Below are 19305 nucleotides of genomic sequence, written 5' to 3'. Positions count from 1 at the left end.
GTGGCCCACTCTTGACGCGGGAATGGGAGGCAGTCTAGCATCCTTCCATCCGCATTGGTCCGACCATTCTCGCCCGGTGCCGACAACCCGCCACAGAGCCCGCCGAACGACGGAGTTCCCATGACCTATCAGCCCCAACTCGCGCCGCTCGGCAGCCTGTGGCTGTCGTCGCTGATCGCGCTGCTGCCGCTGCTCGCCATCTTCATCACCCTCGGTGGGTTGCGCTGGAAGGCGCACTGGGCGGGCCTGACCGCCCTGGCCACCGCGATCGTGGTCGCCGTGGCGGCCTACAAGATGCCCTTCGGCCTGGCCCTGCTGTCGGCCAGCGAGGGCGCGGTGTTCGGCCTGTTCCCGATCGCCTGGATCGTGTTCACCGCCATCGTGCTCTATCAGGTCACCGTCGCCAGTGGCCGCTTCGAGGACCTGCGTCAGGTGTTCGCGCTGATCAGCGACGACCCGCGGGTGCAGGCGATGGTGATCGCCTTCTGCTTCGGCGGGCTGATGGAGGCGCTGGCCGGCTTCGGCGCCCCGGTGGCGATCACCGGCGTGATGGTGATGGCGACCGGCTTCTCCGCCCTGCGCGCGGCCGTCATCGTGCTGGTCGCCAACACCGCTCCGGTCGCCTTCGGCGCCATCGCCACCCCGATCATCACCGCCGGCACGCTCACCAAGATCCCCTACGCCGAGATCGGCGCCTACGTGGGGCATCAGACCCCGGTGCTGGCCGTCTTCGTGCCGCTGATCCTGGTGTTCATCGCCGACGGGGTCCGCGGCATGAAGGAGATCTGGCCGGTCGCCCTGGGCACCGGACTCGTCTTCGCCGTCGCCCAGTGGGCCGCGGCCACCTATCTGTCGGTCGAGCTGACCGATATCATCGCCTCCCTGCTCGGCCTGCTCGCCGCCGTCGTCATCCTGCGCCTGTGGCGCCCCAAGGGTGGTTCCGCGGCCACCGAGCGGATGCACCAGGTGCGCGAGGCGGAGCTGGCCAGCATGACCGAGGAGCAGCGGGCCGCCGTGACCGAGACCCCGGCACTGCAGAAGCGGTCCCTGACCGGCGGGCAGATCTTCATGGCGCTTTTCCCCTACCTGCTGGTGATCGCGGCGTTCGCCGTGACCAAGCTGATCAAGCCGGTGAGCAAATGGCTGGCCAGCACCGACATCAAGATCAAGTGGCCCGGGCTCGACGGCCACGTCCTCACCCTGGCCGGGACGCCCAACTCCTCCACCGTCTACAACTTCCAGTGGCTGTCCAGCCCGGGCACCACGCTGCTGATCTGCATGATCATCGTCGCGCTGGTCTATCGGGTCAACGCAAAGGACACCTGGAAGGAGTTCAGCGGCACCCTGGTCAAACTGCGCTGGACCTTCCTGACCATCGCCTCGGTGCTGGGCCTGGCCTATGTGATGAACCTGTCCGGACAGACCATCACCATCGGCACCTGGATCGCCGGCACCGGCGCGGCGTTCGCCTTCTTCTCCCCCACCCTCGGCTGGCTGGGGACCGCGGTGACCGGCTCGGACACCTCCGCCAACGCCCTGTTCGCCACCCTGCAGCAGACCGCGGCCACCAAGGCGGGCATCGATCCGCATCTGCTGGTCGCCGCCAACACCTCCGGTGGCGTGGTCGGCAAGATGATCAGCCCGCAGAACCTGGCCATCGCCGCCACCGCGGTGGGCCTGCACGGCAGGGAGTCGGACATCCTGCGCAAGTGCCTGCCCTGGAGCGTGGGCCTGCTGATCGTGCTCTGCCTGCTGATCGGTCTGCAGTCCACCCCGGTGCTCGCCTGGATGCTGCCATGACCGAGCTCACCCGACAGACCGACCGTCCCGGCGAGGGGGTGCGGGTCGCCCTGTTCGCCACCTGCATCAACGACACGCTGTATCCCGGCACGGCCAGGGCGGTGGTCACCCTGCTGGAGCGGCTGGGCTGCACCGTCGAGTTTCCGCTCACCCAGACCTGCTGCGGTCAGCCGTTCACCAACACCGGCTATTTCGACGAGGCGATGGGAAGCGTACGCACCTTCGTCGACTCGTTCGCCGACCAGGACCACGTGGTGGTGCCCTCGGGATCTTGCGCCGGTTCGATCCGGGAGCAGCATCCGATGCTGGCCCGCCGGCACGGCGACCAGGGCCTGACCGCCGAGGTGCAGCAGCTGGTGCCGCGCACCCGCGAGCTGTCGGAGTTCCTGGTGGACGTGCTCAAGGTGACCGACGTGGGCGCCTATTTCCCGCACCGGGTCACCTATCACCCGACCTGTCACTCGCTGCGGGTCTGCCACGTCGGGGACCGCCCGCTGCAACTGCTGCAGCAGGTGCGCGGGCTGACCCTGGCCCCGCTGGCAGAGGCCGACCAGTGCTGCGGGTTCGGCGGCACCTTCGCGGTGAAGAACGCCGACGTGTCGGTGTCCATGGGTGGCGACAAGGTACGCCGGGTGCTCGACACCGGCGCGGAATACCTCGTCGCCGGCGACAACTCCTGCCTGACCCATCTCGGTGGGCTGCTCTCCCGGCAGCGCACCGGCGTACGCCCGATCCACCTGGCCGAGATCCTGGCCAGCACCGAGGAGGACGGATGAACAGCGAGCTGAACCGCACCACACCCGCCGCAGCGCCGGTCAGGCGTACGCCGGCACCGCCGGCAGAGACCTTCCTCGGGATGCCGAAATTCCCTGTGGGGGCAAAGAAGGCGCTCGGCAACAGCCAGCTGCGCGTCAACCTGCGCCACGCCACCGGCACCATCCGCGCCAAGCGGGCCAACGTGGTCGCCGAGGTGGACGAGTGGGAGCAGCTGCGGGTGGCCGGGGCGGCGATCAAGGACCGCACCCTGCGCCACCTGGACGATTATCTGACCCAGCTCGAGGAGTCGTTGACCCGGGCCGGGGCGCACGTGCACTGGGCCCGCGACGCCGACGAGGCGAACCGGATCGTGATCGAGCTGACCCGCGCCACCGGCTCGGACGAGGTGGTCAAGGTCAAGTCGATGGCCACCCAGGAGATCGGGCTCAACGAGGCCCTCGAAGAGGCCGGAATCGCCGCCTGGGAGACGGACCTGGCCGAGCTGATCGTCCAGCTCGGACACGACCACCCCTCGCACATCCTGGTGCCGGCGATCCACCGCAACCGCGCCGAGGTGCGGGAGATCTTCCTGCAGGAGATGGGCGAATGGGGCGTACCGGCGCCGGCGGGGCTGAGCGATCGGCCCGCCGATCTGGCCGCCGCGGCGCGGGCACACCTGCGGGAGAAGTTCCTTCGGGCCAAGGTCGCCATCTCGGGCGCCAACTTCGCCGTCGCGGAGACCGGCACCCTGGTCGTGGTCGAGTCCGAGGGCAACGGGCGGATGTGTCTGACCCTGCCCGAGACGCTGATTTCGGTTGTGGGCATCGAAAAGCTGGTGCCCACCTTTGCAGACCTGGAGGTGTTCCTGCGGTTGCTCCCCCGCTCCTCGACCGGGGAGCGGATGAACCCCTACACCTCGATGTGGTCCGGCAACAGCTCTGGTGACGGGCCGCAGAACGTGCACGTGGTGCTGGTCGACAACGGGCGCACCAACGCCCTCGCCGACGAGTTGGGTCGCCAGGCGCTGCGCTGCATCCGCTGTTCGGCCTGCCTGAACATCTGCCCGGTCTATGAGCGGGTCGGCGGTCACGCCTACGGGTCGGTCTATCCCGGTCCGATCGGCGCGGTGCTCACCCCGCAGTTGCGCGGGGTCGACACCGACCTGGACGCGTCGCTGCCCTATGCCAGCTCGCTGTGCGGGGCCTGCTTCGAGGTGTGCCCGGTCCGGATCGAGATCCCGGAGATGCTGGTGGAGTTGCGCAATCGGGTGACCCGGGATCATCCCGATCTGGCCGAACGGGCGGCGATGAAGGCGGCCGCCTGGCTGATGGCCGATCACCGCAACCTTGAGCGTGGTCAGGCCGCCGCGAGCCTGGGCGGGCGCCTGTTCGGGCGCAAGCAGAAGCTGGGGGCGATCCCGCTGCCGATCGCGTCCGCATGGAGCGGTGCCCGCGACATCCCGCTGCCCCCGCGGGAAACCTTCCGCACCTGGTGGCGCAAGAACCGTGAGGAGGACCGATGAACGCCCGTGAGGAGATTCTGGGCCGGGTACGCCGAGCCATCGCCGATGTCGGCGGCGGCGATCCGACCCAGGACGTCGAGGTGCCGTGGCAGTTTGGCCGCAGCACACCCATGCCCGACATCTGGGACCGGTTCACCGAACGGGTCGAGGACTATCGCGCCCGGGTCGTCCGCTGCTCCGCCGACGAGGTGGCGGGGCAGGTGACGGCCGCGCTGAGTGCCACCGGGGCACGCCGTGTTGTCGCACCTGAGGGACTGGATGTCGTGTGGCAGCAGCAGCTGCGGGAGTCCGGGTTCGACCTGGTGTTGGACCCTTCCGGGGCCGTGACACTCGACGCGAGTGAGCTGGACCGGATCGACGCGGTGGTTTCGGCGGCGGCCGTCGGGATCGCCGAGACCGGCACCCTGGTCCTCGACCATCGCCCCGATCAGGGACGGCGGGCGCTGACCCTGGTGCCGGACGTGCACGTGTGTGTGGTGGGCGCCGATCAGGTGGTGTCCGACGTGCCGGAGGCCGTGGCGCGGTTGGCTGAATCGGTGGCCGCCGGCCTGCCGCTCACCTGGATCAGCGGTCCGAGCGCCACCTCCGACATCGAGCTGGACCGGGTCGAGGGTGTCCACGGGCCCCGCACCCTGGTGGTCATCCTCGCCGGGTGAGCGCCCCGCGAGCCACCCACTTCCACGGCGGGAACCCCCTGGCCCCCGTCGGCTGAGTCTGCCCATCCGGTGGCTGCGCCTGTCGACGCCCGGTGGCTGAGCCGGCCGAGGCCACCTCGCGTACCGAAGCTCACCTCGCGTACCCAACACCACCTCGCGTGCCACCGGTGGTCCGCGAAGTGACGTTCGGCGCGCGAGGTGACACTCGGTACGCGGAGTCGCGCTGGGTCGACGCGTCAGGCAATGCGGTCCTGAGTCCTCGACCGTTCGGTCTCGCCCTGGCCCGGGTCACGTGGCCAGCCTGGGCCGGTGGCCGCGTCGCCTTCGCCCGGTCAGTCGACGCCGAACTCCATCGCCGCCCGATCCAGCATCTCCTGATCGTCGTCGGGGCCCTGGCCACCGGCGATCGCCCTCGCTCCCCCGGCGTCCAGCTCACCGACCAGCTCGGCGGTAGAACCGCCGACGATTCCCATCTGGGCATAGGATTCCAGCCGCGAACGGGAGTCGGCGATGTCCAGGTTGCGCATGGTGAGCTGCCCGATCCGGTCCCCCGGACCGAAGGCGGCGTCGCCGACGCGCTCCATCGACAGCTTGTCCGGGTGGTAGGACAGTCCGGGACCGGTCGTGTTCAGGAACTGGTAGTCGTCGCCGCGGCGCAGGCGTACCGTCACCTCGCCGGTGACCGCCGAGCCGACCCAGCGCACCAGGGACTCGCGCAGCATCAGCGACTGCGGGTCCATCCAGCGACCCTCATACATCAGCCGGCCGAGCCGCCTGCCCTCGTTGTGATAGTTGGCGATCGTGTCCTCGTTGTGGATCGCGTTCAGCAGCCGCTCATAGCCGAGGTGCAGCAGGGCCATGCCCGGCGCCTCGTAGATGCCGCGCGATTTCGCCTCGATGATCCGGTTCTCGATCTGATCCGAGACGCCGAGCCCGTGCCGGCCACCGATCTCGTTGGCCTGCATCACCAGACCGACCGGATCGCTGGCGAAATCCTGCCCGTTGATGGTGACCGGCCGGCCCTGCTCGAAGCCGATGGTGACCTCCTCGGTGGCGATCTCGACGTCTTCGCGCCAGGAGGCGACCCCCATGATCGGCTCGACGACGTCCAGCCCGGTGTCCAGATGCTCCAGCTTCTTGGCCTCGTGGGTGGCGCCCCAGATGTTGGCGTCGGTGGAATATGCCTTCTCCTTGGAGTCGCGATAGGGCAGGTCCCGCTCGCTCAACCACTGGCTCATCTCGTCGCGGCCACCCAGCTCGCGGACGAAGTCGGTGTCCAGCCACGGCTTGTAGATCCGCAGGTTGGGGTTGGCCATCAGGCCATAGCGATAGAACCGCTCGATGTCGTTGCCCTTGTAAGTTGACCCGTCGCCCCAGATGTCGACGCCGTCGGACTTCATCGCACGCACCAGCAGCATGCCGGTCACGGCCCGCCCCAGCGGGGTGGTGTTGAAGTACGCCTTGCCCGCGGTGCGGATGTGGAAGGCGCCGCACTGCAGCGCGACCAGCCCCTCCTCGACCAGCGCCTCACGGCAGTCCACCAGCCGCGAGATCTCGGCACCGTAGGCGTTGGCCCGGCCGGGGACGGAGGCGATGTCGGGCTCGTCGTACTGGCCGATGTCGGCGGTGTAGGTGCACGGGATCGCACCCTTCTCCCGCATCCAGGCAACGGCAACGGAGGTGTCAAGGCCGCCGGAGAAGGCGATGCCGACGCGCTCCCCTACGGGCAGTGAGGTCAGTACTTTGGACATGGTCAGGACCCTATCGCATAACTATGCCGTCAGTCGAATGATCATTGATTGGCCCCTGGTGGGCACGCAGTTGAACGCTGCTCCACACCCTGTGTTCAGCCGGGGTTCACCTTCCCCCGATGGACTCGGACGGCTGACAACCCGCGCGTCACTCGAGGAGCCCTCCGATGCCCATGACCCGCCGTCTCCTGCTGGGTGGCTCTGCCGCCGCCGCAGCCCTGGCCGCGCTCCCCTTGACCGACGGGATCGACTGGGTGGCCGTGGCCCGAGCCGCCGAGGCCGGCGGCTTCGGTTACGGCGTCGCGTCCGGTGACCCGCTCGCGGATCGGGTGATCATCTGGACCCGGGTGACCCCGCTCGTCGGCGGGCGACCGGCATTGCCCGGATCCGGGCTGGGCGATCCGCTCCCGGTGCGCTGGGAGGTGTTCGCCGATGCCGCGCTGACCTGCCTGGTCGCCAGCGGGAACGTGACCGCAACCGCCGCCTCGGACCACACCGTGAAGGTCGACGTCCCCGGCCTGCAGCCCTACACCGCCTACTACTACCGGTTCACCGCCCGCGGCGAGACCAGCCCAGTCGGGCGGATGCGGACCGCGCCCGACGAGGCCGGCAAGATGCACGCCCTGCGCTTCGGCCAGGTTTCCTGCTCCAGCTACACCAGCGGCTACTTCCAGGCGTACCGGGCCATGGCCGATCGGGACGACCTCGACTTCGTGCTGCACCTTGGGGACTACATCTACGAGTACGCCAACGACTCCGGCCCGTTCGGGTCCGGCGAGCGGGCGGCAGAGCCCGCCCACGAGACGATCAGCCTGGCCGACTACCGGCTGCGCTACGCGACCCATCGCGCCGACGCGGACTGCCGACGCTGCCACCAGCGGCACCCGTTCATCGCGATCTTCGACGACCACGAGACCGCCAACAACGCCTGGTCCGACGGCGCGGAGAACCACAATCCCGGCGAGGGATCGTATGCCGACCGCAAGCGGGCGGGCTACCAGGCGTACGCCGAATGGCTCCCGGTCCGCATCACCAATGCCGACCCGCACCGGGGGACCCAGTTCTTCCGCCGGTTCACCTTTGGCAGCCTGGCCGACCTGTCGGTGATCGAGACGCGGCAGAACCGGTCCGAACAGGTGGGTGGGAAGTACGCCTTCGTGCTGGTCGGCGACCCGGCGACCGACGCCACGATCAACGATCCCGGCCGCCAGATCATGGAGCTCGAGCAGATGCGGTGGCTCAAGGGCGGCCTGACCACGGCCCGCACCTGGCACCTGATCGGCAACCAGGTGATGGTGAGCCCGCTGGCCTGGCCCGGGCAGTATCTCGGCGCCCCGCAGGGCACGATCCTGTCCAACACCGACGCGTGGGACGGATATCGCGCCCAGCAACAGGAATTGCTGTCCCACATGGCGGCCCAGCCGAAGTCCAACGGCGACACGGTGGTGCTGACCGGCGACATCCACTCCAGCTGGGTGGAAAATCTGGTCGGCGATCCCGCCGCCCAGGTGCGCGCCGCCCGTGCCGCTGCCGCCCAGGTGCAGGCGGCCCCGGGGACCACCCCGACCGGTCCCGCGGCCGGACGGCGCAGCGGGGAGATCACCGGGGCGGGCGATCAGGGCACGGCGATCCCGCGTGGGGTCCACCAGCGGCTGGTGGTTCAGCCGGGTACGCCAGCCAGCGCCCGCGCGCTGACCCCGGCTGGGGTCGAGTTCGTCTGCCCCTCGATCACCAGTGACGGCCTTTACGAGTTCGCACGGCAGGCGGTGCAGTCCCCCACACTTTCGCTGGCGGCTGTGACCGCCGCCGAGCCCGTGCTCCGGGTGCTGAACCCGTCGCTGCAGTACTTCAACGGGGTCGGCCACGGCTACATCCTGATCGATGTGACCCCGCAGCGGGTGCAGGCCGACTACTACTACACCCCGACCCCGAGCGAGACCGACCCCGACCCGCGGAGGCGGCGGGACGCCGCGGTCACCTACGCGAGCTCGTGGCAGACGTTGGCCGGTTCCCGGGTGGCCACCGAGGCACGTGGACCGGTCGGAGCGCGGCGGGATCAGCCGTACGCCGCCCCCTGCCAGCCGCAGTCGACCCCGACGGCACCGGGCACGCAGACCCCACCGTCCCCGGGCGCCCCGTCGACGAACGGCACCCCGCCGAAGGAGTCGGTGGGGGGACTGGCCAGCACCGGTTCGCACCACTGAGTGCGGCCGAGGGGCCCCGGGCTGTTGCCCGGGGCCCCTCGCTTGGGCAATCCGCTCCTTATCGCACTGCGACCGGGGCTTCGGCCGGACGGCGATGCTGTCCGAGCTGGTGTCTATCAGCACCCCGTTGACCAAGGTCTGGAAAGTGTAGCTGACCGTAGGCGCCGGGGCACCGATCCGCGTACCGCCAGACTGCTCATGTCGTACTTGACACTGAGATAGTAGGTCTGACCGGGCTGGGCTCCGCTCACGTTCAGCACAGGGTGCCCGTCCGCAGACCGTGTCAGCCGGACCTGACCGACCTTGCCACAGTTGGCATCCCAGAGGAACACGTCCTTGTTGGCCAGATCCTTCCAGGCGGGGGGACCACTGTCGTTGCACGGAACATCTGACAGGTCGTCTGAGTCGGCGCGATCTGAGCGGTCCCCTTCCGGATCCGGTTCGTCACGGTGACGAGCTGGGCTGTCTCAGCCGTGCCCTTGGTGATCGTCACCGGTGCGGGGCGAGACCGTACTCACCCCCCATCAGGGCGATGGTCGCGGTGGCTCCGTTGACCGTCTAACTACCCAAGTCGGCGGTGCTCGCGTCGACCGTGCAAGTCAGCCCCGTCAGGGCCCAGTTGGCCGTCACCGACTCCGTCACCGTGTACGTGGTGAAGCTCGTCAGGTTGTCGAACACCTTCGTGTTGCCCGGCGGCGCGTTGCCTCCGTTCAGGATGAAGTCAGCCAGGGGTGACGGGCTGGCGGTGAAGGAGAAGATGGTGCTGGCGCTCTGCGGATTGGCCTGCTTGATGATCGTGATGCGACCGGGATAGATCACGGCGTCGGAACTCAGACTGAGATCCCGGTAACCGATGTTGAGTGAATCACTCGTCACGGCGTCCCCCCAACCGACCAGGCGCATGTGGTAGGGCGAACCGGAGATGGACACCGCCGCGTTGCCGTTGCCCCAGTCCTTGCGGCTGGCGATGTGCCCGCCCCGGGCGAGAACCGCGTCGGAGCTGGTGGCCGTGAACAGGACCAGGATCTCCGTGCTGGTGTCACCAACATACTTCCCGCACGAGTTGGGACTGGTGCCCCAGCTGGCCGGGATCCTGAGATCGGCGCACGGCTCTGGTGAGGTCAGCGTCCTGGTGTAGGAGGTCAGATAGTCGAGGCGTGCTTGCCGCTCTTGGTGGTGTCCCACTCAATGGTGACGTAGTACTGGGCTCCGGGAGTCAGCCCTTCGAACCGGGTCCGGTAGGGAACGGTCTGACCCTCCAGATAGGGGCCGTCGTTGTTGCCGGTCACCCACCCGTCGGCGCAGTTGTAGGTGCTCTGGTTCGCGCCCGCGGGCGGATCACACTGCCAGAGCTGCTGGATGCTCCCGGTGGCGCTCGGCGGGGCGGCCGCAGCGGCCGGCGCAAGCGCCTGGGGCGAGCTGCTGGGAGTGACCGTGGTGCGTGCGGCGGTCGGCGCCGGTGACGACGTCGGAATTGAGGTGGCGCGTGGGGCCGCGCTCGGCGCCGCCGAGGCCGCAGGAAACGGCGGTGTGGGCGCAGGAGTGGGACTCGGCGCAGCAGTGGGTGCTGCCAAGGACGGGTTCGGCGCGATCAGGGCGAACGCCACCGCGGACACGAACGCCAGGACGAGGTGGAGCAGCCGCGCCCATCCTGGGTTGTGCAGAGAGCGTCGCCCGGGGCGACGGCCAGTGCGACGGTTGATGCCGAACGACGTACGGCGAGAATGGGTGTTCATTGGTGCCCCCGACGGGGGTCAGATCGTGGGCCGTGCACAACCCAGCGGGCACCCCGGGGACACTGAGTCTCCACGCTCCCGTTGGAGCAGGGTCAACCACGACCGCAGCTCCCGCGAATGCGGGGTCAGTGCCCCCGGGTCGAGCCCGCCCCCCGAAACCGGACCCATCCCGCTGAGGAGAAGCTTGACACCTCTCAGCCAATCCTAATAGCGCGATAAGATAACGATCAGGTTACTTCGAGGCTCGCACAATCGCCCCCGCAGGGGTCAGAATCCGAGGCGGTTCAGATATTTCGGGTCGCGCTGCCACTCTTTGAGCACCTTGACCCGCAGGTCGAGATGTACCGGGGTGCCGAGCAATCGGGCGATCTGCTGTCGGGCCGCCGTGCCGACCTCCTTGAGTCGTGCCCCCTTGTGGCCGATCATGATCCCCTTCTGGGAATCCCGCTCGACGATCAGGTTGGCGAAGATGTCCAGCAGCGGCTTGTCCTCGGGGCGACCGTCGCGCAGACCCATCTCCTCGACGGTGACCACGATGGAGTGCGGCAGCTCGTCGCGGACGCCCTCGAGTGCACACTCGCGGATCAGTTCGGCAACCAGGGTCTCGGTCGGCTCGTCGGTGATCTCACCGTCCGGATAGTACGCCGGGCCCTCCGGCAACAGGGCGATCAGGACGTCGGCCACCTCGACGACCTGTTCCCCGGAGACCGCGGACACCGGCACGATATGTTCCCAGGTGATGCCGAGTTTCTCTTCCAGGCCAGAGATCGCAAGCAGGTGTTGACGCATCCGGTCACCACCCACCAGGTCCGACTTCGTCGCCAGCGCGACCAGCTTCGGTCGCTTCGGCAGGGCGGCGATCTCGGACACCAGGTGGGTGTCGCCCGGGCCGACCCGCTGATCGGCGGGCAGGCACACCCCGATCACGTCCACCTCGCTCCAGGTGTCGTGCACCAGCGTGTTCAGCCGCTCCCCCAGCAGCGTGCGCGGCTTGTGCAACCCGGGGGTGTCGATCAGCACCAGCTGGGCGTCGGGGCGAGTGACGATGCCGCGGATCGCGTGCCGGGTGGTCTGCGGTTTGCTGGAGGTGATCGCGATCTTCGAGCCCACCAACGCGTTGGTCAGCGTTGATTTCCCGGCGTTCGGTCGGCCCACGAAGCAGGCGAATCCGGAGCGGAATCCGGGCGGGGTCGCGGCATCAGCAGTCGTCGTCATCACCGTTGATGCTATCCGTCACGACGGGTACGCCGAACCATCAGGTGGCCCGTTCGGCGGACTCTGCGGCCAGTCGCGCCGCTGCCGCGGCCCCGGCGTCGTCCTCGGAGTCGGCATCGTCTTCGGCCTCGGGGACCCTGGTGACCAGCAGCGACTCGATCCGGTTGCGCCGGCCGCCGCCGCGTTCGGCGACCAGTTCGAGGCCGTGCACGCGGACCGTCGACCCGGGGATCGGCACCTTGTTCAGTTCTTTGGCCATCAGGCCGCCAACGGAGTCGACCTCCTCGTCGTCGATCGCCAGGCCGAACAGCTCACCCAACTCGTCGACCGGCAGCCGCGTCGACACCCGGAACCGGTCCTCGCCGAGGCGTACGAACGGCGGACGCTCCGAGTCGTCGTATTCGTCGACGATCTCGCCGACGATCTCCTCCAGAATGTCCTCGATCGTCGCCATCCCCGCGGTGCCGCCGAACTCGTCGACGACCACCACCAGGTGACTGCGGCTGGCCTGCATCTCCTTCAGCAACTGGTCCACCGGCTTGGAGTCGGGGCACCAGACGGGCTGGCGCATCATCGAGGACACACGTTCGCTGGTCTGGGCGTCGGCGTTGTCATAGACCCGCTTCATCAGGTCCTTCAGATAGAGCACGCCGACGACGTCGTCCAGCCCTCTCTCGGACACCACCGGGATCCGGGAGAAGCCGGAGCGCAGGGCGAGCGACATCGCCTGTCGCAGGGTCTTGTTCTCCTCGATGAACACCATGTCGGTCCGAGGCACCATCACCTCCTTGACGATGGTGTCGCCCAGCTCGAACACGGAGCTGATCATCCGGTGCTCGCCGGCCTCGATCAGTTCGCTGGCCACCGCCTGGTCGACGAGTTCGCGCAGCTCGGCCTCGGTGGAGAAGGGGCCGTCGGCGAACCCTCGGCCCGGAGTGAGCGCATTTCCCAACAGGATCAGCAGTTGCGGCAGCGGACCCAGCACCGTGGTGAGCACCGACAACGGCCCGGCGGCCGCGCAGGCGACCCGATCCGCGTGCTGGCGACCGAGCGTACGCGGGGCCACCCCCCACAGGATGTAGGAGACGAGCACCATCGAGCCGATCACCACGAGCAGCCGCGCCCAGGTCACCTCGAAGTTGCCGAACACCACCAGTGCGACCAGTGCGGTCGCCGCGATCTCAAGCAGGGTACGAAAGAACAGGGCCGTGTTCAGATAGGGTGGCGGGTCCTCGGCGATCTGCAGCACCCGTGCGGCCCCGCTTCGCCCCTCCTCCACCAGGTGTTCCGCGCGCGCCTTCGAGAAGGAATACAGCGACGCCTCGGCGGCCGCGACCAACCCGGCGATGACGGTCAACAGGGCGGCAACGCCCAGCATCAGCCAGTCGGTGTTGGTCACGCGCGGTCCTGCCTGGTGGACCAGTCGGCGAGCAGCCTGTCCTTCAACGAGAACATCGCCTGCTTCTCCTCCGGCGTACCGTGATCGAAGCCGAGCAGGTGCAGCAAACCGTGCACCAGCAGGTATTCCGCCTCGTCATCGGCGCTCCGCCCGTGCTCGGCCGCCTGCCGCGAGGTCACCGCCGGGCAGAGCACGATGTCGCCGAGCAGGCCCAGCGGCGGCTCGTCACCATCGCTCGGCGGGCGCAACTCGTCCATCGGGAAGGAGAGCACGTCGGTCGGCCCCGGCTCGTTCATGTACTTCTCGTGATAGGCGGACATGGTGTCCTCGTCCACCAGCAGCACCGACAGCTCGGCCTGCGGGTGGATCCGCAACTCGTCCAGGGCGAACCGGGCCAGCGCCACCAGCCCCTGTTCGTCGGCCTCGAGTCCGGACTCGTTGTTCAGGTCGATGCTCACTGGCGCTTCCCTCGCCGGTCGGCGGCGGCCTTCTCGGCCACCGACTCGAACCGGTCATAGGCGGCCACGATCCGGCCGACCAGCTTGTGCCGGACCACGTCGTGGTTGGTCAGCGTGCAGAAGGCGATGTCCTCCACCCCGTCGAGGATCGAACGGACCTCGCGCAGACCGCTGCGCTGCCCACCCGGCAGGTCGACCTGGGTGACGTCACCAGTGACCACCATCCGGGAGTTGAAACCCAAGCGGGTCAGGAACATCTTCATCTGCTCCATCGAGGTGTTCTGCGCCTCGTCGAGGATGATGAACGCGTCGTTCAGCGTGCGTCCGCGCATGTACGCCAGCGGCGCCACCTCGATCGTCCCGGCGGTCAGCAGCCGCGGGATCGAGTCGGGGTCGACCATGTCGTGCAGGGCGTCATAGAGCGGGCGCAGATAGGGGTCGATCTTGTCGCTCAGGGTGCCTGGCAGGAACCCCAGCCGCTCCCCCGCCTCGACCGCGGGCCGGGTCAGGATGATCCGGTTCACCTCTTTGCTCTGCAGCGCCTGGACGGCCTTGGCCATGGCCAGGTAGGTCTTGCCGGTGCCGGCCGGACCGATCCCGAAGACCACGGTGTGCTTGTCGATGGCGTCCACATAGCGCTTCTGGTTCAGCGTCTTGGCGCGGATGGTGCGGCCCCGGCTGGACAGGATGTTGGCGGTGAGCACCTCGGCCGGGCGCTCCTCGCTGTCGCTGGCCATCATCGCCACGACCCGCTCCACGGCGTCGGCGGTGAGGCCCTGGCCGGTGCGGATCACGGTGACCATCTCGGTCAGCACGTCGGCGCCGAGTGCCAGCTGGTCCGGGTCTCCGGTGAGGGTGATCTCGTTGCCGCGGACGTGGATCTCGGCCTCCAGCTCGCGCTCCAGGATGCGCAGGAAGGAGTCGGCCGGGCCGAGGATGTGCACCATGTCGATGCTTGCGGGGATGGTGATTCGGCGCGCGCCCTGCTCGCCCGCGACGCCCGGGCGTTCAACCTGATGCGGTCTGATGGTGTCCCTCCATGCTCGGTGTGATCACCCAGTCTAGTGACCTGTGCCACCAGTGTGCGCCTGAGTTGCGGCACGATGCTGCCAGGGAGGTATCCGATGCCGCTGTTCCAGACCTTCGACCAGATGGTTGCCGCCGACCCGCACCGCCTCGCCGCGGACGCGTTCCTGGCGACCTTCGCCTACCAGCCCCTGGTGGACCGCAATCACCTGGACGTCGTACTGCGCGATTTCTGCGTGCAGAAGGGGCCGAAATTCCTGGGGATCAACACGGGCGACGTGATGCCGGTGGAGATCTGCGAGGCCCGCTGCATCCTGGTCTGGGAGCGGGCCCTGGCGGCCAGCACCCGGATCCGCGGCCGGGACAGCACCTTTGAGCAGCTGATCCTGCTCGACTACCGGCTGATGTCGATGAACCCGGTCGCGCTGGGCGAGCACTTCAAGCTGAGCTGACCGGCGTACGCCTCAGTCGGCGACGTCCGCGGCGCTCACCGTGTGGTTGACGCGCAGGCGGACCAGAAGCTCGCCCGGCACCCCGTTACGGGCGGCGTACTCCCCGGCCCGATCGGCCCCCATGTAGCGACCGCCGATCATCCCCGCCCACCGGCGTACCTGCTCGAGGTCGTCGACCAGCTCCACCGGACCCTGCACCGTGACGAACGAGAAGGGCGGCCGATCGTCCTGGACGGTCAGCACGGCATAGCCGGTACGCCGCAGCGTGCGGCCCTTGAGCGTGTCGGCGCCGGTGTTGAAGCAGATGCTGCCGTCGCTGTCCAGGGCATACCACATCGGCGCCAGGTGCGGGCGACCGTCCTTGCGGGTGGTGCCCAGGATGGCCGGCCGGGCCGGGTCCCGCTCGAGGAAGTCGCGGACCTCGGCCTCGCTCATCCGGTGGTACGCCATCTCAGCGCCGCCCGCCGCGGGCCCGGTCCGGTCCGCCCCGGTAATCATCGTCGAAGTCGTCGTCGGTGGAGTCGTCGATGACGTGCATCGCGGCCTCCTCGGCGCTCGCCGCAGCCCCGTCGATGCCCACGTCCTCTCCGACCAGCTCCGCCTCGGTGTCCTCTCCGGAATAGCCGTGGTTGGCGTCCACGAGCCGCCCGGCGCGGCGGCGGCCGACCTCGTGATCGTCGAGATCCTCCTCGCCCTCCCCCTCGGACAGGCGATCGGGGTCATAACCGGATTCGGGTTCCTCCTGCTTGACCCGCTGATCGAGAGTCTCGCCCTGGTGCATCTCGGCGGCGGTGTTTCCGAAGCCCTCGGCCGGTGACCACTGGTCCGGCGGGATGTACCCCTCGTCGAGCGGGTCCACCCCGTTGCGGTCGACGAGGCTCCGCTCGCTGTCCTGCTGGTCCCACTGGACCGACTCGTCGGGGACCTGCTCGTCGATGAACTCCGAATCCGTGTCACTCATGGCTCCATGCTGCCACCTAGAATGGCCCGCCGTGACTCGACCGACTGCAATCCCCCGCCCCGTTGCCTACGCCGACACCGGCTCGGTGCACTATGCCCATCTGCTGGCGCTGATGTGCGTGGTGGTGATCCTGTCCGGGATCGGGGCCAGCAAGGGGGTGATGTTCGGCCCGGTGATCACCGACGGCGCCTTCTTCCTGTTCCCGCTGGCCTACATCGTCGGTGACGTGATCAGCGAGATCTACGGCGGCCGCGCGGCTCGGCGGGCGATCTGGGTCAGTTTCGGCGCCAACGTGCTGTCGGTGCTCTGCTATGCGGTGATCATCGCGCTGCCCGGCATGGGTGACGACTATGGCGCGGAGAAGCAGGCGGCACTGGAGACGGCCCTCGGGCCGGTCTGGCAGGTGGTGCTGGCCGGCATCCTCGGCTTCCTGGCCGGGCAGAACCTGAACACGCTGGTGATGGTTGCGATGAAGCGGCGCAACCGGGAGAAGGGCCTGTTCGCCCGGATGGCGTCCTCGACCGGGGTCGGGGAATTCATTGACACGTTGGTGTTCTGCACGGTCGCGGCCACAGCGATCGGGATCACCTCGATCGGGCAGTGGGCCAACTACACCTTCTTCGGATTCCTCTACAAGGTGTTGGTGCAGTATGCGGTGATGCCGGTGACCGCGGCGGTCATCGGGTGGATCAAGAAGCGGGAGCCGAGCTATCAGGCCGCGCTGACCGACTGAGCAGGTCCTGCAGCAGCCGCTCGCGGATGGCAGCCGGATCCACGGCGGTGACCACCTCGGCGTTGGCCGGATGTCCCAGCAGCTTGCGCGTGTCGCGGACGGTGGTTCCGCGGGTGAGCGGGCTGTCGGTCTCCACCCCGACCCAGACGGGCTCACTTTGGTAGGCCACCGCGTCGAGGGCGACCATGGCTGCGCACAGGTCGTGCACCTGGGCGAGATAGCCGTAGCCCCAGTCCAGGTGGAACTCGAAATAGAACCGCAGCGACTCGACCAGCAGGTCGAACCAGGCGAGCTGGGTGGGCGGCACGCGGTCCGCGCGTGGACGCTGGGGTGACAGCCGCGGGGCGGGTACGCCGAGCCGTTCGGCGAGCGCGTCGAGCCAGGCCGGGTCGAGGGTCACCGGTTCGGTCACGCCCAGCGAGCAGACGGTGGGCAGTGGCGCCGGACGCCCCTGCCAGGCGGCGTACGCCTCGGCTGCTGCGTGCGGGTCGACCCAGGCGTTCCACTCGGCCGTCGGCGTGGTGTTGCCGGGATGCTCGAAGGCACCACCCATGATCACCACCCGGCCCATCAGCTCGGGCAACCGCGGCTCCGCGCGCAACGCCACCGCCAGGTTGGTCAGCGGACCGGTCACCAACAGCGTCGTCTCACCAGGGTGGGTGCGCAGCTCGTCGAGCCACAGGTCGAGGAATCCGCGCTGGGACAGCGATCCCCGCGGCTCTGCCAGCACGGCGTGGCCGAGCCCCTCGTCCCCGTGGGTCTCGGGAGTGGTGCTCGGCGGGACCTGCAGCGGGGTCGGCGTACCGGTGCACACCTCGACCCCGAACCGACCGCAGGATTCCAGCACAGCCAGGGAATTCCAGGCGGCCTGCTCTGCGGTGGTGTTGCCTGAGGTGGTGGACACCCCGACCAGGTCGACGTCCTCACGGGCGGCCAGCCAGATCAGTGCCAGGGCATCGTCGATCCCGGTGTCCACGTCGGCGAGCAGTCTCATCGCAACACCGCCTGAAGTTGTCGTTCGACCGCGGCCTGCGCCTGGCTCGCGGTCAGGCTGCCCAGGGCGACCCGCAGCACCAGACCGTCGACCATCGCGGCCAGGGCGTCGGCGAGCTGTTCGCACTCCACGGCGCCCGCCTCGGCCAGCAACGACACCAGGTCGGCGCGCAGGTTGCGCCACCCCTCGGTGACCAGTCCGGCCAGTTCCGGGTCGGTGGCCGCGCCGACGACGAAGGCGTACCAGACCCCGACCCCCCGGCGACCGTCGACCGTCGTCGGAATGCCCATCACCAGCAGGTGCCGGATCCGCTCGTGCGGGGAGAGCCCGGCCGCGGCCAGGTGCTGCTCCTCCGCCAGGTCCATCACGGTGCGGCAAGCGTGCAGCACCAGCTCCCGCTTGCTGCCGAAGTAGTGCTGCACCCGACCCATCGACACCCCCGCGGCCTCGGCGACCGAGCGCAGGCTGACCGCGGCCAGACCACCGTCGGCGACCACGGCCAGGACACCGAGGGCGATCTCGGTCCGGCGTTGCTCGTGGTCGACGCGTCTGGGCACGCGCCCAGTTTAGCAATGCACCCGCATTGAGTTATGGTCGAGTTGTAACAATGCATTCGCATTGCAAAGGAGTCGGTGATGGCACGTTTGAAGCGCAGGAGGCTGCTCATCGGGATCGCGATAGCCGTGGCCCTCCCGGTGTTCTATGTCGGACTCAATCTGGCACTGCTGTGGGACCCCAGCCCGACCGGTCACTGGAAGTCCGACGCCGCGCGGCAGCGGTTCGAGCGGGCGTACGCCGACACGATGACGTTGCTGCCTCCGCCGGCCCGGACCGCCGACGTACCCACCGACTTCGGCACCGTGCGGGCGTACCGGTTCGAACGCCCGGGGGCCGACGAGAGCTATCGTCGGCTCGCGCCCTTGGTGCTGCTGCCCGGGCAGGCGGCCCCGACCCCGATGTGGTTGGGGAACATCCCGCGGCTGGTGGCCGAGCGTCCCGTGATCGCGATCGACCTGCTCGGTCAGGCGGGGCTGTCGGTGCAGACCCGGCCGGTGCGGAGACATGCCGACCAGGCCCGCTGGCTCGACCAGGCCTTGGCCGGGATGGGTGCCGAGCGCGCGCACCTGCTCGGGGTCTCCTTCGGCGGCTGGACCGCGGTGAATCTGGCCCGGCACCATCCGGGGCGGGTGGCCTCGGTCAGCCTGCTCGACCCGGCCTTCGTGTTCGCGCCCCCGAAGCCGGGGTTCGTCGTCGCCGCGATGGTGTCGTCGTTCCCGCTGGCGCCGCCGGGGTTCACCGAGTGGTTCACCGGCTGGACGGCCGGTGGCGCACCCGCCGACGACTCGGTGCCGGAGGCGCGGGTCGTGAACGCCGGGATCGACGGTTATGCGGTGGCCTCCCCCACCCCGGACGTGATCCCGGAGGCGGACCTCCGCGCCCTGCGAATCCCTGTGTGGGCAGTGATCGCGGGCCGCAGCGTGCTGCACGATGCCAGGGCGGCGGAGGCTCGGGGCCGGGCCAACGTGCCCGGGATCGAGATCTCGATCCGGCCGGAGGCCACGCACGCCATCCACGGTGAGCTCGGCGCAGAGCTGGACCCGGCGGTGCTGGCGTTCTGCGCCGCGCACGAACCCGGCTGAGG

Annotated in this window: 19 protein-coding genes and 1 pseudogene; 9 read left to right on the top strand and 11 right to left on the bottom strand. The window is 68.9% G+C overall.

Annotation, left to right across the window (positions count from 1 at the left end; translation table 11 throughout):
- The first annotated feature begins 120 nt into the window (after positions 1 to 120).
- Genes CGZ93_RS16730 through CGZ93_RS16715 form a run of 4 tightly spaced genes read left to right on the top strand, consistent with a single transcriptional unit; the run spans position 121 to position 4734 of the window.
- Positions 121 to 1800: an L-lactate permease gene (locus CGZ93_RS16730; RefSeq protein WP_094365294.1), complete on the top strand. Its 1680-nt coding sequence runs from the start codon at positions 121 to 123 to the stop codon at positions 1798 to 1800.
- Positions 1797 to 2576, top strand: a complete 780-nt coding sequence (locus tag CGZ93_RS16725) for a (Fe-S)-binding protein (protein ID WP_094365293.1) — start codon at positions 1797 to 1799, stop codon at positions 2574 to 2576. Before CGZ93_RS16730 ends, CGZ93_RS16725 begins: the two co-directional genes overlap by 4 nt.
- A complete protein-coding gene (locus tag CGZ93_RS16720; RefSeq protein ID WP_094365292.1) occupies positions 2573 to 4078 on the top strand; it encodes a LutB/LldF family L-lactate oxidation iron-sulfur protein in 1506 nt (501 codons plus the stop codon). The genes CGZ93_RS16725 and CGZ93_RS16720 overlap by 4 nt, the downstream gene beginning before the upstream one ends.
- Positions 4075 to 4734, top strand: a complete 660-nt coding sequence (locus tag CGZ93_RS16715; RefSeq protein WP_094365291.1) for a LutC/YkgG family protein — start codon at positions 4075 to 4077, stop codon at positions 4732 to 4734. Before CGZ93_RS16720 ends, CGZ93_RS16715 begins: the two co-directional genes overlap by 4 nt.
- Positions 4735 to 5066: 332 nt before the next feature.
- Here CGZ93_RS16715 and argG read toward each other — a convergent pair whose 3' ends face one another.
- The gene (gene argG, locus CGZ93_RS16710) at positions 5067 to 6485 is read right to left on the bottom strand and encodes an argininosuccinate synthase (RefSeq protein WP_094365290.1); all 1419 of its coding nucleotides are present in this window, start codon (positions 6483 to 6485) and stop codon (positions 5067 to 5069) included.
- A 167-nt stretch (positions 6486 to 6652) separates the two neighbouring features.
- Between argG and CGZ93_RS16705 the strand changes: the two genes are divergently transcribed.
- Positions 6653 to 8689 (top strand): alkaline phosphatase D family protein, encoded by a 2037-nt coding sequence (locus tag CGZ93_RS16705; protein WP_094365289.1) that lies wholly within the window; start codon positions 6653 to 6655, stop codon positions 8687 to 8689.
- A gap of 558 nt (positions 8690 to 9247) precedes the next feature.
- On the opposite strand, the gene CGZ93_RS18585 is transcribed toward CGZ93_RS16705, so the two are convergent.
- Positions 9248 to 9619: a prealbumin-like fold domain-containing protein gene (locus CGZ93_RS18585; protein WP_141211263.1), complete on the bottom strand. Its 372-nt coding sequence runs from the start codon at positions 9617 to 9619 to the stop codon at positions 9248 to 9250.
- Here CGZ93_RS18585 and CGZ93_RS18580 point away from each other — a divergent pair.
- Complete coding sequence (locus tag CGZ93_RS18580; protein ID WP_141211262.1) at positions 9612 to 9827, top strand: hypothetical protein; 216 nt, start codon at positions 9612 to 9614, stop codon at positions 9825 to 9827. The two genes, CGZ93_RS18585 and CGZ93_RS18580, sit on opposite strands and share 8 nt — an antisense overlap.
- A 4-nt stretch (positions 9828 to 9831) precedes the next feature.
- Here CGZ93_RS18580 and CGZ93_RS18575 read toward each other — a convergent pair whose 3' ends face one another.
- From CGZ93_RS18575 to CGZ93_RS16680, 5 genes and pseudogenes are all read right to left on the bottom strand, one after another.
- The gene (locus CGZ93_RS18575) at positions 9832 to 10305 is read right to left on the bottom strand and encodes a hypothetical protein (protein ID WP_141211261.1); all 474 of its coding nucleotides are present in this window, start codon (positions 10303 to 10305) and stop codon (positions 9832 to 9834) included.
- Positions 10306 to 10692: 387 nt separating this feature from the next.
- Positions 10693 to 11662, bottom strand: a pseudogene (gene era / locus CGZ93_RS16695) (GTPase Era).
- Positions 11663 to 11680: 18 nt separating this feature from the next.
- Complete coding sequence (locus CGZ93_RS16690; protein ID WP_094365286.1) at positions 11681 to 13039, bottom strand: hemolysin family protein; 1359 nt, start codon at positions 13037 to 13039, stop codon at positions 11681 to 11683.
- The gene (ybeY, locus tag CGZ93_RS16685; RefSeq protein WP_094365285.1) at positions 13036 to 13497 is read right to left on the bottom strand and encodes an rRNA maturation RNase YbeY; all 462 of its coding nucleotides are present in this window, start codon (positions 13495 to 13497) and stop codon (positions 13036 to 13038) included. Before ybeY ends, CGZ93_RS16690 begins: the two co-directional genes overlap by 4 nt.
- On the bottom strand, positions 13494 to 14444 hold the full coding sequence (locus CGZ93_RS16680; RefSeq protein ID WP_094365284.1) for a PhoH family protein: 951 nt from the start codon (positions 14442 to 14444) through the stop codon (positions 13494 to 13496). Before CGZ93_RS16680 ends, ybeY begins: the two co-directional genes overlap by 4 nt.
- A gap of 177 nt (positions 14445 to 14621) precedes the next feature.
- Here CGZ93_RS16680 and CGZ93_RS16675 point away from each other — a divergent pair, with 177 nt between their 5' ends.
- On the top strand, positions 14622 to 14975 hold the full coding sequence (locus CGZ93_RS16675) for a hypothetical protein (RefSeq protein ID WP_094365283.1): 354 nt from the start codon (positions 14622 to 14624) through the stop codon (positions 14973 to 14975).
- A 12-nt stretch (positions 14976 to 14987) separates the two neighbouring features.
- On the opposite strand, the gene CGZ93_RS16670 is transcribed toward CGZ93_RS16675, so the two are convergent.
- Together CGZ93_RS16670 and CGZ93_RS16665 are read right to left on the bottom strand one after the other, a co-directional pair.
- Entirely contained in the window at positions 14988 to 15410 is a 423-nt protein-coding gene (locus CGZ93_RS16670; RefSeq protein WP_229117543.1) for a PPOX class F420-dependent oxidoreductase, read from the bottom strand.
- 16 nt (positions 15411 to 15426) lie between these two features.
- Complete coding sequence (locus tag CGZ93_RS16665; RefSeq protein ID WP_094365282.1) at positions 15427 to 15936, bottom strand: DUF5709 domain-containing protein; 510 nt, start codon at positions 15934 to 15936, stop codon at positions 15427 to 15429.
- Between CGZ93_RS16665 and CGZ93_RS16660 the strand changes: the two genes are divergently transcribed.
- Complete coding sequence (locus CGZ93_RS16660; protein ID WP_094365281.1) at positions 15935 to 16669, top strand: queuosine precursor transporter; 735 nt, start codon at positions 15935 to 15937, stop codon at positions 16667 to 16669. The two genes, CGZ93_RS16665 and CGZ93_RS16660, sit on opposite strands and share 2 nt — an antisense overlap.
- Here the strand turns inward: CGZ93_RS16660 and CGZ93_RS16655 are convergent.
- Both CGZ93_RS16655 and CGZ93_RS16650 read right to left on the bottom strand, forming a co-directional pair.
- A complete protein-coding gene (locus CGZ93_RS16655) occupies positions 16626 to 17663 on the bottom strand; it encodes a nucleoside hydrolase (protein WP_094365280.1) in 1038 nt (345 codons plus the stop codon). The two genes, CGZ93_RS16660 and CGZ93_RS16655, sit on opposite strands and share 44 nt — an antisense overlap.
- On the bottom strand, positions 17660 to 18220 hold the full coding sequence (locus CGZ93_RS16650; RefSeq protein WP_094365279.1) for a TetR/AcrR family transcriptional regulator: 561 nt from the start codon (positions 18218 to 18220) through the stop codon (positions 17660 to 17662). Before CGZ93_RS16650 ends, CGZ93_RS16655 begins: the two co-directional genes overlap by 4 nt.
- Before the next feature lie 78 nt (positions 18221 to 18298).
- On the opposite strand from CGZ93_RS16650, the gene CGZ93_RS16645 reads away from it, so the two are divergent.
- Positions 18299 to 19303, top strand: coding sequence for an alpha/beta fold hydrolase (locus tag CGZ93_RS16645; RefSeq protein ID WP_094365278.1), 1005 nt, complete (start codon positions 18299 to 18301; stop codon positions 19301 to 19303).
- Positions 19304 to 19305: the final 2 nt, after the last annotated feature.

The sequence above is a fragment of the Enemella dayhoffiae genome, from assembly GCF_002250625.1.
In the GTDB taxonomy this organism is placed as follows: Bacteria; Actinomycetota; Actinomycetes; order Propionibacteriales; family Propionibacteriaceae; genus Enemella; species Enemella dayhoffiae.
This window is presented reverse-complemented; position numbering and strand designations above follow the sequence as displayed.